General features: G+C 44.1%; 13 protein-coding genes. 5 read left to right on the top strand and 8 right to left on the bottom strand.

Annotation, left to right across the window (positions count from 1 at the left end; translation table 11 throughout):
- Nucleotides 1-123: 123 nt before the first annotated feature.
- Nucleotides 124-1,089 carry a cysteine synthase A gene (cysK, locus tag HJG39_RS16380; RefSeq protein ID WP_268410784.1) on the bottom strand — a complete coding sequence of 322 codons (966 nt, stop codon included), beginning with the start codon at nucleotides 1,087-1,089 and terminating at the stop codon, nucleotides 124-126.
- A 327-nt stretch (nucleotides 1,090-1,416) separates the two neighbouring features.
- Here cysK and HJG39_RS16375 point away from each other — a divergent pair, with 327 nt between their 5' ends.
- Both HJG39_RS16375 and HJG39_RS16370 read left to right on the top strand, forming a co-directional pair.
- Nucleotides 1,417-2,253: an AAA family ATPase gene (locus HJG39_RS16375; RefSeq protein ID WP_268410780.1), complete on the top strand. Its 837-nt coding sequence runs from the start codon at nucleotides 1,417-1,419 to the stop codon at nucleotides 2,251-2,253.
- Complete coding sequence (locus HJG39_RS16370; RefSeq protein WP_268410777.1) at nucleotides 2,253-3,425, top strand: vWA domain-containing protein; 1,173 nt, start codon at nucleotides 2,253-2,255, stop codon at nucleotides 3,423-3,425. The genes HJG39_RS16375 and HJG39_RS16370 overlap by 1 nt, the downstream gene beginning before the upstream one ends.
- A 175-nt stretch (nucleotides 3,426-3,600) precedes the next feature.
- Here the strand turns inward: HJG39_RS16370 and ychF are convergent, their stop codons facing one another.
- The 7 genes from ychF to lolB all read right to left on the bottom strand — a co-directional run bounded on the left by ychF (nucleotide 3,601) and on the right by lolB (nucleotide 9,186).
- Nucleotides 3,601-4,692, bottom strand: a complete 1,092-nt coding sequence (gene ychF / locus HJG39_RS16365) for a redox-regulated ATPase YchF (RefSeq protein WP_268410774.1) — start codon at nucleotides 4,690-4,692, stop codon at nucleotides 3,601-3,603.
- Between the two features lie 33 nt (nucleotides 4,693-4,725).
- Entirely contained in the window at nucleotides 4,726-5,310 is a 585-nt protein-coding gene (pth, locus tag HJG39_RS16360; protein ID WP_268410771.1) for an aminoacyl-tRNA hydrolase, read from the bottom strand.
- 5 nt (nucleotides 5,311-5,315) lie between these two features.
- Nucleotides 5,316-5,942: a 50S ribosomal protein L25/general stress protein Ctc gene (locus tag HJG39_RS16355; protein WP_268410769.1), complete on the bottom strand. Its 627-nt coding sequence runs from the start codon at nucleotides 5,940-5,942 to the stop codon at nucleotides 5,316-5,318.
- 134 nt (nucleotides 5,943-6,076) lie between these two features.
- Nucleotides 6,077-6,358, bottom strand: coding sequence for a hypothetical protein (locus tag HJG39_RS16350; RefSeq protein WP_268410766.1), 282 nt, complete (start codon nucleotides 6,356-6,358; stop codon nucleotides 6,077-6,079).
- A gap of 194 nt (nucleotides 6,359-6,552) precedes the next feature.
- Nucleotides 6,553-7,500: a ribose-phosphate pyrophosphokinase gene (locus tag HJG39_RS16345; protein WP_268410764.1), complete on the bottom strand. Its 948-nt coding sequence runs from the start codon at nucleotides 7,498-7,500 to the stop codon at nucleotides 6,553-6,555.
- A 244-nt stretch (nucleotides 7,501-7,744) separates the two neighbouring features.
- Nucleotides 7,745-8,602 carry a 4-(cytidine 5'-diphospho)-2-C-methyl-D-erythritol kinase gene (gene ispE, locus HJG39_RS16340; RefSeq protein WP_268410761.1) on the bottom strand — a complete coding sequence of 286 codons (858 nt, stop codon included), beginning with the start codon at nucleotides 8,600-8,602 and terminating at the stop codon, nucleotides 7,745-7,747.
- Nucleotides 8,587-9,186: a lipoprotein insertase outer membrane protein LolB gene (gene lolB / locus HJG39_RS16335; RefSeq protein WP_268410757.1), complete on the bottom strand. Its 600-nt coding sequence runs from the start codon at nucleotides 9,184-9,186 to the stop codon at nucleotides 8,587-8,589. The genes ispE and lolB overlap by 16 nt, the downstream gene beginning before the upstream one ends.
- A 252-nt stretch (nucleotides 9,187-9,438) precedes the next feature.
- On the opposite strand from lolB, the gene hemA reads away from it, so the two are divergent.
- From hemA to prmC, 3 genes are read left to right on the top strand one after another with little or no spacing between them, the layout of a single operon-like run.
- Nucleotides 9,439-10,713, top strand: a complete 1,275-nt coding sequence (hemA, locus tag HJG39_RS16330; protein ID WP_268410754.1) for a glutamyl-tRNA reductase — start codon at nucleotides 9,439-9,441, stop codon at nucleotides 10,711-10,713.
- Nucleotides 10,710-11,795, top strand: a complete 1,086-nt coding sequence (gene prfA / locus HJG39_RS16325) for a peptide chain release factor 1 (RefSeq protein WP_268410751.1) — start codon at nucleotides 10,710-10,712, stop codon at nucleotides 11,793-11,795. The genes hemA and prfA overlap by 4 nt, the downstream gene beginning before the upstream one ends.
- A gap of 18 nt (nucleotides 11,796-11,813) precedes the next feature.
- Nucleotides 11,814-12,659: a peptide chain release factor N(5)-glutamine methyltransferase gene (prmC, locus tag HJG39_RS16320; protein ID WP_268410748.1), complete on the top strand. Its 846-nt coding sequence runs from the start codon at nucleotides 11,814-11,816 to the stop codon at nucleotides 12,657-12,659.
- Nucleotides 12,660-12,667: the final 8 nt, after the last annotated feature.

The raw sequence follows: 12,667 nt of genomic DNA, 5'->3' as shown, positions 1-12,667 counted from the left end.
AATTCTACTGGGAATGAAGTATTATATTAGTATTAGTGTGTGATGATTCCGCATAAATGTAAAGGGGAAGCAATAAGCTTCCCCTTTATCGTCTTCAAAAATAGTGCTTTGGTTATCTTTCGATTATTGCTCTAGTTCTAAATCCGAGAATTCACCCGCGAACATTGGGCTAGATAAATAACGCTCCGCAGAACTTGGCATAATCACGACAATGTTTTTATCGGCATATTCTGGTTGCTCAGCCAAGCGCGCTGCTGCAACAACTGCTGCACCAGAAGAAATACCCGCAAGGATACCTTCTTCTTTCATTAAGCGATGTGCCATTTCAATGGCATCTTCATTAGTTACCTGTTCAACCAAGTCAATGATGTCTAAGTCGAGGTTGCCAGGAATGAAGCCTGCGCCAATACCTTGAATTTTGTGAGGTCCCGGCGTTAGCTCTTTGCCTGCTTTTGCTTGGGTGATAACAGGAGAGTCCGTTGGCTCAACGGCAACGCTGATGACGTTTTTACCTTTCGTGTGTTTAAGGTAACGGCTTACACCTGTGATTGTGCCGCCTGTTCCTACGCCTGCTACGAATACATCAACTTCACCGTCAGTATCTTCCCAAATTTCGGGACCAGTTGTTTGTTCGTGAATTTCTGGGTTGGCAGGGTTGTCGAATTGTTGCAATAAAACGTATTTGCTTGGATCAGAATCAACAATTTCCTGCGCTTTTGCAACGGCACCTTTCATGCCTTTTGGGGGTTCTGTTAAAACAAGGTTAGCACCTAATGCTTTTAACAACTTACGGCGCTCTAAGCTCATGCTTGCAGGCATCGTTAACGTGAGTTTGTAACCTCGAGAGGCAGCAACGAATGCTAAAGCAATACCGGTATTACCTGAAGTTGGCTCTACCAGTTCTTTTCCTTGCGTTAAAATACCGCGCTTTTCGGCGTCCCAAATCATGTTGGCACCAATACGACACTTTACGCTGAAACTTGGATTTCTGGATTCCATTTTCGCGAAGACGTTGCCTTTCGCTACACGATTTAAGCGTACAAGCGGTGTTTGACCAATCGATCTCGAATTATCTTCAAATACTTTCATTTTGTTTCCTTGATATGGAATGTTGCGATTGCCCATCCGAGCAATACACGTAAATCTGAGTAGGTGTGTAGACCGTAACTACGTTGGAAAAATTCGGTGCGGCCTTACCTGTTTTACACCGACTTATGTTAGCCTAGGTGCAAAATTTATTTAGGCTCTAGGGTAGGGATGTCGGGGCAAAACGAAAGTGTTTTTTGCTATATCTTAGTAAGAATGTTTTTAACGATGACATCAAAGATTATCAGCAAAGCCCGTTTCTTCGTTTTTCATTTTGTACTTGCGCCGCCGATGTAAACCTAATTCCTTTTCGAATTAATAGGAGAAACTATGTCTTTCGCCGGAACCGACAATTATGTTGCTAGTCGCGAACTTCAATTAGCCGTGAACGCTGCGGTCACGTTAGAACGACCTCTGCTTATCAAAGGCGAGCCGGGAACAGGTAAAACCATGTTGGCGCAAGCGCTGGCAAAAAGCTTAGATACCGATTTATTGCAATGGCACATTAAGTCGACCACCAAAGCGCAGCAAGGTTTGTATGAATACGATGCAGTATCGCGTTTGCGCGATTCTCAATTAGGTGATGAGAAAGTCAAAAGTATTGGGAACTACATTGTAAAAGGCAAATTATGGGAAGCTTTTACCGCCGAAAAACGTCCTGTGTTGTTGATTGATGAAATTGACAAAGCTGATATTGAGTTTCCCAACGATTTGCTGCAAGAGCTCGATAAAATGGAGTTCTTTGTGTACGAAACCAAAGAAGTGATTTCAGCCAAGCAACGCCCCGTGGTGATCATTACCTCTAACAATGAAAAAGAACTGCCGGACGCCTTTTTACGCCGCTGTTTCTTCCATTACATTAGCTTTCCCGACGAAAACGAAATGCGTCAAATTGTGGATTTGCATTATCCCAATATCAAAAAAGATTTACTTAGCGTGGCGATGGAAACCTTCTTTAATATGCGCGAGTTACCGGGACTGAAGAAAAAGCCGTCTACGTCGGAGTTGCTGGACTGGTTAAAACTACTGGTTGCCGAAGACATCCCACCGGAAACCTTGCACGAAACCAACAGCAAAAAAAGCATTCCGCCACTTTACGGCGCTTTACTTAAAAACGAACAAGATATTCATCTGTTCGAGAAATTGGTCTTTATGGCGCGTCGATAATGCTCATTTCCTTCTTCATGAAAGTGCGGGAATACAAAGTGCCCGCCAGTATTCGCGAGTTACTTGATTTGCTTGGCGCGCTTAAGCATCAGGTAGTGTTTGCCAACCTTGAAGATTTTTATTATTTGTCGCGTTTGTGTTTAGTGAAGGACGAGGCCCACTTCGATAAATTCGACAAAGCCTTCGCTGACTATTTTGAAGGGGTGCAAAGCATCGACTTGTTTGGCAAAGACATCCCCGAAGAATGGCTGCGCAAAGAAATTGAGCGCATGTTTACCGAAGAAGAAAAGAAACAAATCGAAGCCATGGGCGGCCTAGACAAACTCATGGAAACCTTGAAAAAGCGCTTAGAAGAGCAACAAAAGCGTCATCAAGGAGGCAATAAATGGATTGGCACGGCAGGCACATCGCCTTTTGGTGCTTACGGTTACAACCCAGAAGGCGTGCGTATTGGGCAAGATGGCAACCGTAACTTTTCGGCGGCAAAAGTATGGGATGAGCGCAAATTCAAAAACTTGTCGTCCGATGTGGAGCTAGGCACGCGCAATATTAAAGTCGCATTACGTAAGTTGCGTCAGTTTGCGCGCAGCGGTGCTGCCGATGAGTTGGATTTAGACTCAACCATTGGTGCAACAGCAAGAAACGGCGGCATGCTCGATATTTGCATGGTGCCAGAGCGTCATAATGCCGTGAAAGTGTTGCTGTTTTTTGATGTGGGTGGTTCGATGGATAGCTACATCAAAGCCTGTGAAGAGTTGTTTTCAGCATGTAATACCGAGTTTAAGCACCTTGAATATTACTACTTCCATAATTGCGTTTACGATTATGTGTGGCGTGATAACGCCCGTCGAAAGAACGAGAAAATCCCACTTTGGGATGTGATCCATAAATACGGCAGCGACTACAAACTCATCTTCGTTGGCGATGCCACAATGGGGCCTTACGAAATTACCTATGCTGGTGGCAGTGTAGAGTATTGGAACGAAGAACCCGGCGCGGTGTGGATGCAACGCTTATTGGACCATTACAAAAATGCCGTGTGGCTGAATCCGCAACCAGAACATTACTGGGACTACTATCATTCCATAAAAATTATGCGCCAAATTATGGAAGACAGAATGTTTCCGCTAACCCTGCAAGGTTTGAATGATGCGATAAAAACGCTGACGTAGTGGGTGATAGTATTTGGCTAATCCTAGTAAGAATTTAGGAAAGGCGATTAGAGCCAAGATTGTTAACCATGAGCGAAATTTTCAATTCTTTAACAGACACAAAAAAAGAGCTGACTTCAGCTCTTTTTTATCGTTCTTTCAACGCCTTTCTCTTGCTAGGTGCTAGGCAGCTTACTTACACATTAAAGCGGAAATGAATAACGTCGCCGTCTTGGACGATGTAGTCTTTACCTTGTAAGTTCCATTTACCTGCGTCTTTTGCGCCTTGTTCGCCTTTGTGGGCGATGAAATCGTCATAAGCCACGACTTCTGCACGGATAAAGCCTTTTTCAAAATCTGTATGGATTTTGCCAGCTGCTTGTGGCGCTGTTGAACCTTCGGGGTACGTCCAAGCACGGACTTCTTTTACGCCAGCGGTGAAGTAGGTTTTTAAGTTCAACAAGCTGTAACCAGCACGAATTACACGGTTTAGCCCTGGCTCTTCAAGGCCCATGTCTTCCATGAATTCGTCTCTTTCGTCATCGTCGAGTTCGGCAATTTCTGATTCAATCGCAGCACAAACGGCTACCACAACCGCGTTTTCCTCTTCTGCTAACGCTTTAACTTTATCTAAGTAAGGGTTGTTTTCGAAGCCATCGTCATTCACATTGGCGATATACATGGTCGGCTTCAAGGTTAAGAAGTTCATGTAGGAAATGGCGGCATGTTCTTCTTTTTCGAGTTCCAAAGAACGCAATGCTTTACCTTCATTTAGTATTGGCAGGAGCTTTTCTAATACGCTTAGTTCAAATTTGGCGTCTTTGTCGCCACCTTTGGCGCGCTTACCAACACGGATAATTGCTTTTTCAGTGGTTTCTAAGTCGGCTAAGGAAAGCTCAGTGTTGATGACTTCGATGTCATCAAGCGGGTCAACTTTACCCGCAACGTGTACAATGTTGTCGTTTTCGAAGCAACGAACAACGTGACCAATGGCGTCGGTTTCACGAATGTTAGCAAGGAACTTATTACCAAGACCTTCGCCTTTTGACGCGCCAGCTACTAATCCGGCAATGTCGACAAATTCCATTGAGGTAGGAACAACGCGCTCAGGATTGACTATTTCTGCTAATGCATCTAAACGTAAATCCGGTACAGGAACAACGCCTGTATTGGGCTCGATAGTACAAAATGGAAAGTTAGCGGCTTCGATGCCAGCTTTGGTTAAAGCATTAAACAGGGTGGATTTGCCGACGTTAGGTAATCCTACAATTCCGCACTTAAATCCCATTATTTGTTCCTATATTTGGTTGGTAAAACCCGATTATTCAGCCTTAAAACTATGTAAGCGTTGCATAGCGGCGGTTAAATCTTGTTTTATTAGTATTTCTGTACAGCGTAATGCCTCGTCTATCGCGGCATCCATTTTTTCTTGCTCCGCAGCAGGGGCTTTACCTAAAACGTGGCCCGTTACTCTGCTTCGGTCGCCGGGGTGACCAATACCGATGCGTAAGCGAGGGAAATTCTTTTGATTGCCCATGCAAGATACAATGTCTCTAATGCCATTTTGAGTAGAGCTTCCACCGACTTTGAATTTAGCGATGCCAGGGGGAAGATCGAGTTCGTCGAAAGCGACAAGCATGCTTTCTGGCGCAATTCGATAAAACTTGGCGACTGCTGCAACCGATTGACCACTTTTATTCATGTAAGTGGTGGGAATAAGCAAGCGGGTATCTTGGCCAGCTATGTTGCCGCGCCCAATGAAGCCGAAGAATTTATTATCGAGTTTTAGAGAGATGTTATGTTGGCGCGCTAGCCGTTCTACAAACCAGCTACCTGCATTATGGCGAGTGTTTTGATATTCGGGGCCCGGATTACCCAGGCCCACGATAAGTTGGATATCAGACAAGCTGATTATTCCGCATCGTCCTCAGCGGCGTCGTCTTCTGCGCTACCGCCTTTGGCACCTTTAACCGTTACAACTGCTTGGTCGTGATTTTCACCCTTCGCTAATTCAACTAAAGTAACACCCTTAGGAAGAACAAGGTCGGAAAGGTGAAGAGTCTGATCTTTCTCAACATCAGCTAGGTCGACTTCGATGAACTCAGGAAGCTGACCAGGTAAGCAGCTAACTTCAACGTCAGCTAGGTTATGCTCAACGTGACCGCCTTGCAATTTAACACCTTTACATGTGTCTTCATTTAAGAAGTGAAGAGGAACTTGCGTTGTAATAGTATGTGAAGCGTCAACGCGCAAGAAATCCATGTGTAGGATTTTTGGCTTGAACGGGTGACGTTGCATGTCTTTGATAAGCGCTTCAACTTTCTCACCACCAATGTTTAGTGTAAGAATGTGAGAATAGAATGCTTCAAATTCTTGAGCTTGAATCACTTTGTTGTGATCCAACGTTAACGATACAGCTTCTTTATCTGCACCATAAAGGACCGCAGGGACTTTATCTGCACGACGTAGGCGGCGGCTCGCACCTTTCCCTATATCTGTACGGACTTCTGCGTCCAAGTTAAAAATCGCGTCTGTCATTTTTTTCTCCAAAAATTGATGAGTAGCTCTTGCGACCAGAACTACATAAATATGCCCCTTATGAAAAAGGGCGGCGCATTCTAACACTGGTTAGTCAGCCAAACAAGCTGGCTTTTCGGATGGAGAGGATTTGTTTAAATACGAGGGTCGTCAGTGTGGGCATTTTGCCCAATAACTTCAATAGAAAGGATGGTTATTGGTGTGCCGTGCATTTGAATTGTGCGGACTTCAGGTTGAAGCGTAGCGGTGAGTTTGACTTTCAATCCCGCTTTCTTGTGCTTCGATGCTAAATTGAGTGGCATATATCGCTGGTTATTGTCGGCGTAAATGGCATAAAACCCTCCTTCTAAGTCTTTGTGTACAATTTCTCCCGTAATAACCACTTCTGCGGCGACAGGTTGAGTGTCTGATTTCATGAACTGTCCTTTTGGGGTGGCAATGGGTTGTTGGGAGGTGAGGTTTTTCTGTTGACTAGCGGGAGTCAATGCACTTTGCTCGGGGCTACAACTGCTGAGCGTGATTGAGCAAAAAAAGAGTAACAACAAGAGGTAAGGTTGCCTCTTGTTGTTAAAAAGCCTTGTTATCGGCACATTACGCATTGACTATGCTTTTAGTGCTCAAACATTGCTGAGATAGATTCTTCGTTGCTTAAACGACGAATGGCTTCGGCTAACATTTTTGACAAACTAAGTTGTTTCACTTTTGAGACTTTCTTCATATCAGCGCTTAACGGAATGCTGTCAGTCACAATAATTTCGTCGATTTTAGATTCCGCTAAAATCGTAGGAGCATTACCAGAGAAAATTGGGTGAGTAGCATAAGCCAACACACTCTTAGCACCTTTCTCTTTTAAGGCTTCTGCCGCTTTTGCTAGTGTACCGCCAGTGTCGATCATATCGTCAACAACAATACAGTCTCGGCCTTCCACATCACCGATAATATGCATGACCTGAGCAACATTTGCTTTCGGGCGACGTTTATCGATAATGGCTAAATCGGTATCGTTAAGTAGCTTGGCAACGGCTCTTGCACGCACAACACCACCAATATCGGGGGAGACTACAACAGGGTTTTCCAAGTTTCTTTCACGCATATCTTCGAGCAAAATTGGCGTACCGAAGGCGTTATCTACCGGAACGTCAAAGAATCCTTGAATCTGTTCGGCGTGAAGATCGATGGTCATAACGCGGTCGACACCTACGTTAGATAAGAAGTCCGCTACCACTTTGGCGGTAATCGGTACTCTAGCGGAACGGACCCGGCGATCTTGGCGTGCATAACCGAAATAAGGAATAACGGCTGTAATGCGGCCAGACGAAGCTCGGCGAAACGCATCGATCATGACGATAAGTTCCATTAAGTTGTCGTTAGTTGGCGCACAGGTTGATTGAATGATAAATACATCTGAGCCGCGAACATTTTCATGGATCTCGACGCTGATCTCACCATCACTGAAACGGCCAACACTGGCGTGACCCAGTTTGGTGTAAAGTCTATCGGCAACTTTTTGAGCTAGCTCGGGTACTGCGTTTCCGGCAAAAAGCTTCATGTCCGGCACTGTGTATATCCTCAGAATATTGCTTAGGAGACACTCGTTAAACGCAGTCAGGAGGGCAAAGTTCGATCGGATGATCGATATTTGGTTATCCCCGGCAACGTTAACTAATGATACCTAAAGCGTGTTAACGTTCGGGGGTGTATGTATTTGACAAAACTCATGTTGGTCAACTTCCACGTATAAAACGCAGACATACCCCAATTCTCTGTTTGAAAGTGAAATAAATTAGTAAAAATTCCTTCCACTACTTGTCTTTTAATTGTTTTAGTGTGTCAAGTAGAGGTGATTTGTTTACGCCTTTTGCAACAAAACCAGTGCAGCCATCAGGAAGCTTTTTAAGCGTTTCTTCTGCTGCTTTTTTATCGTTGTAAATAGAGAATAAACAAGACCCGGTTCCAGTCATTCGGGACGGGGCGTATTGTAACAACCAGCCTAAGGTTTTTGCAATATTAGGATACATTTCGCAAACTAACTTTTGGCAATCATTATGGCTGTTTAAAAAAGAATATGTTTCTTTATCAATCCTAGCAGTATTGCGCGGTAAGTCAGGGTGTTGAAACACCTTCTGTGTTGAAACATGTACACCAGGGTTCACAACAAGAAAGTAGTGTTCTGGTAGATTAACAGCAGAAAGTTGTTCTCCGACTCCTTCCGCAAAGGCGTTCTGACCAAATACAAAAATAGGAACGTCGGCGCCTAATCGCAATCCGAGTTGCTGCAACTGCGTTTGGGTCAAGCCCAAGTCCCACAGTTGATTAAGGGCAATCAGTGTTGTTGCTGCGTTTGATGAGCCGCCTCCTAGTCCCCCTCCCATTGGTAGCTTTTTATCAAGTTGAATATGACAACCTTTTGTTGTCCCTGTGGTTTCTTGAAGTAATTTACCCGCTTTGTATATGATATTTTCTTCTAATGGTATGTCGTTTACATTGGCGCTAACACGGATGTCACTGCTGTTATCAACTTTAATTTGCAGTGAGTCGCTGTAATCAAGCAGCTGAAATAGACTTTGCAGGTTGTGGTATCCATCGGCACGCTGACCGATAATATGCAGAAATAAATTGAGTTTGGCCGGTGCGGGCCAAATTGTTAGTTCAGTGTCCATTGGCTAATTCTTATTTTGATGGTATTCGACGCGTTTTTTAAGGTGATGTTTTCTGGCAAGAATAGAGCACCTTCTTGAGTAAAGTTGACATAGTTCGCTTCCCAACGATTACGAATATCGCCGTCTGCAAGCTGCTTTATGGTTTGCATCAACCCTTGATCCGAGACGGTATGCTCGAAGCCTGATTTAGGCACCGCGCCTTTTATGAGAGAAGGCAGGTGTTTGACAGGGAGTCGCCAGCCTGTGATTCGAAATAGCAATCTTTCTGGATCTGAATCAATGAAAGCTTGGTCATCATAGGTAAGCTTTGCATAATTATCGTTGCCTTCGAGTTGCATCAGCGTTGTGCCGATAATGTTGGTTAGATGGATTTGGTAGTTTTTGTCTTCTTGTTGCCAATGCAATGATGCACTAAACCTTTCTTCTGGTGTTTTAATTGCAATTCGTCCCTGAATACTCCAGTTCAATAATTGAGCAAGTTGGGTTTGATGTTGTGTCAGGTTAATATTTTTGTCTATTTTTTTGGGCGCTGAGGCACAACTAAAAAGTGTTAAAATAACTAAAAAAACCGAGAAATGCTTCAAAAAAGGTTGAAAATGCAGGGAGCTAAGCGTTAATAGATATAATCGATTGGAGAACAAAATTACACATAATTGGTTGTAAAGTTTCTTAGGTTCAATAATATATCAAAACTATACAACCTAACGTAACTTTTCTTGGTGCTGAGATTCTCGTACAATGCACGCGCTCAATTCGAGGGGTTGCGTTTATCTCATCAAGGGCGGTTTTACATAGCGAACTTCGCGAATTGTTAATTGGGGAAAAAACAACATCTAATGTCACTCGTCGTTTTCGGAATTAACCATAATACAGCTCCGGTAGCGTTACGGGAAAAAGTCGCTTTTTCTCCAGACAGCCTACAGGATGCTCTACACTCGTTGAAAAACGAAGTTGGTATGGCTGAGTCGGTTATTCTTTCCACGTGCAACCGGACTGAGGTGTATGTTGCTGCTGAAGAAGCATCGCCAGAAGCCGTTTGTCAGTGGCTCGCTGAGTTTCATGATCTTCAATTCGACGGATTGTGGGAGCAGGGTTACGCGCATTCTGATTTGAATATGGTTGGTCATGTTATGCGCGTCGCGAGTGGACTAGATTCTTTGGTGTTAGGTGAGCCACAAATATTGGGGCAGCTTAAGCAATCCTATATTAACGCAAAGAATGCGGGGGCGGTTTCCAGTCTGTTTGAACAGCTTTTCCAAAAAACCTTTGCCGCTGCAAAGAAAGTTCGAACAGAAACGGAAATAGGGGCGAATGCGGTGTCTGTCGCCTTTTCGGCGGTGCAGTTAGCGCAGCACATATTTTCTTCTTTAGCAGATAGCAAAATTTTGCTTGTTGGTGCGGGTGAAACAATAGAATTAGTCGCAACCCACATGAAAGAACAAGGGGCGCAGCATATGACAGTTGCTAATCGCACCGTTGCTAATGCCCATTCCTTGGCCGATAAGTTTAATGCTCAGGTATTAACCTTAAACCAAATTCCCGCGCATTTAGCTGAAATGGATATTGTCATTTGTTCTACTGCAAGCCAATTGCCAATTATTGGTAAGGGCTTGGTAGAAAGAGCGTTAAAACAAAGGCGTCGTAAGCCAATGTTGCTGATTGATTTGGCGGTTCCTCGTGACATTGAAGAAGAGGTTGCCGAATTAAGTGACGCTTATTTGTATAGCGTTGATGACTTACAGCAAATTGTAGAGCAAAATATCGCGTCTCGGCAGGAAGCAGCGGCACAAGCCGAAGCATTAATTGCCGATCAAGTTGATCAGTTTACACGTTGGAATAATGCGCAAGGTGCAGTGGAATTACTGCGCGATTACCGCAAGCAAAGTGAACAACAGAAAAATAAACTGCTGGACAGAGCCATGGCACAGTTGTCCGATGGCAAGCCCCCAGAAAAGGTCCTTGTTGAGCTGGCGAATAAGCTTACAAATAGTTTAATCCACGGACCAACTTCAGCGTTGAAAAAAGCGGCTGAATATCAGGATGAAAATACGCTAGCGTTATTACAAGATTCGCTAGGGTTGAAACAAGAAAATTTGTCGGAAAGTGAATGAAAGAATCAGTAATCAGAAAATTAGAAGCCTTGGTTGAACGATTTGAGGAGTTACAAGCATTATTAAGCGAACCTGAGATCATTGCCGATCAAGATAAATTCCGATCATTATCAAAAGAATACTCACAACTTGAAGAAGTGGTAAAAGGCTTTAAAGATTATCAACAATGTCAGGAAGACATTGAAGCCGCAAAAGAAATGTTGGCAGAAGATGATGCCGAAATGCGTGAAATGGCAGAAATGGAAGTCAAAGCAGCAAAAGAAAAAATGGAAACATTAGAGCACGATTTGCAAATTTTGCTGCTACCGAAAGATCCTAATGACGACATGAGCTGCTTCCTTGAAATTAGAGCAGGCGCGGGTGGCGATGAAGCAGGTATTTTCGCGGGTGACTTATTCCGCATGTATAGTCGTTTTGCGGAAAAAATGAAATGGCGTGTAGAAGTCGTTAGCGCCAATGAAGCGGAGCATGGCGGATATAAAGAAGTGATTGCCAATGTGGTTGGCGATGGTGCATATGGTTATTTGAAGTTTGAATCCGGCGGTCATCGTGTGCAGCGTGTACCTGAAACGGAATCGCAAGGTCGTATTCACACCTCAGCATGTACCGTTGCTGTTTTACCTGAAATCCCTGAATCTGAAGCGATAGAAGTTAACCCTGCTGATTTACGTGTTGATACTTTCCGGGCCAGTGGTGCGGGTGGTCAGCACGTTAACAAAACCGATTCTGCCATTCGTATTACCCACCTTCCCACAGGCATGGTGGTTGAGTGTCAGGATGAGCGCTCACAGCATAAAAACAGAGCGAAAGCGATGTCGGTATTGCAGGCTCGTTTGAATAATATGGAGCAGGAAAAGCGTCAGGAAGAAGAAGCCTCTGCACGTAAACTACTGGTGGGAAGTGGCGATCGCTCTGAGCGAATTCGCACTTATAACTACCCTCAAGGCCGTGTAACCGATCATCGTATCAACTTAACTTTATACCGTTTGGATGAATTTGTAGAAGGGTCGGTTGATTTGATTCTTGAACCAATTCGTCAAGAATATCAAGCCGACCAATTAGCCTCACTATCTGACGAATAATTTGCGGTGATGGCTAAGATGACTATTGCTCAGGCACTAGACTGGGCAAAATCTCGCCTTTTCGAAGGAGAGTCTCCAGCAATTGATGCGCGTGTGTTACTTTGTCATGTGCTCAATTGCTCAACCACCACATTACTGACTTACCCCGAAAAACCGCTAACTGATGCTCAAATTGAGCAGTTCACAGCATTAATTGAGCAGCGTAAAATTGGGAAGCCGGTGTCTTACCTTACAGGCAAACAAGATTTTTGGACGCTCACGCTAAACGTGAATGAGCATACCTTAATTCCTCGGCCAGAAACCGAATTGTTGGTTGAACGTACCTTGCAACTCCACGAGCTTAACCCGCTAAAGCAACCCGCTATCTTAGATTTAGGCACAGGCACAGGCGCAATCGCCTTGGCACTTGCCAGTGAATTACCTCAAAGTCAGGTTTTGGCGGTTGATTTTATTCAAGAGGCGGTTGAACTTGCGAAATACAATGCACAACAATTAGCGTTGAAAAATGTCTCTGTATTACAAAGCAGTTGGTTTTCAAATATTCCTCAACAAAGCTTCGATTTTATTGTGACTAACCCACCTTATGTTGAATCTCAATCTCCTTGGTTATCGGAAGGTGACGTGCGTTTCGAGCCTGATACAGCGTTAACTTCAGGGGAAGATGGCTTAGATGACATTCGTCTGATCATTGACCACGCTGTTACGTGGCTTAATCCTCGAGGGTGGTTATTGATTGAGCACGGACATTTACAAAGTGAGGCCATTCAGGGGCTTCTAGTCGATCATGGATACGATAGCGTGACTACAGAGAGTGATTATTCCGGTTTACCAAGAATGTGTTACGCACAAAAGAGAGTTGCATAACGTATTCT

The sequence above is a fragment of the Alteromonas sp. a30 genome (assembly GCF_026788005.1).
Classification (GTDB): Bacteria; Pseudomonadota; Gammaproteobacteria; order Enterobacterales; family Alteromonadaceae; genus Paraneptunicella.
The sequence above is the reverse complement of the archived record's forward strand: the minus strand, read 5'-3'. Positions and strand labels throughout refer to the sequence as shown.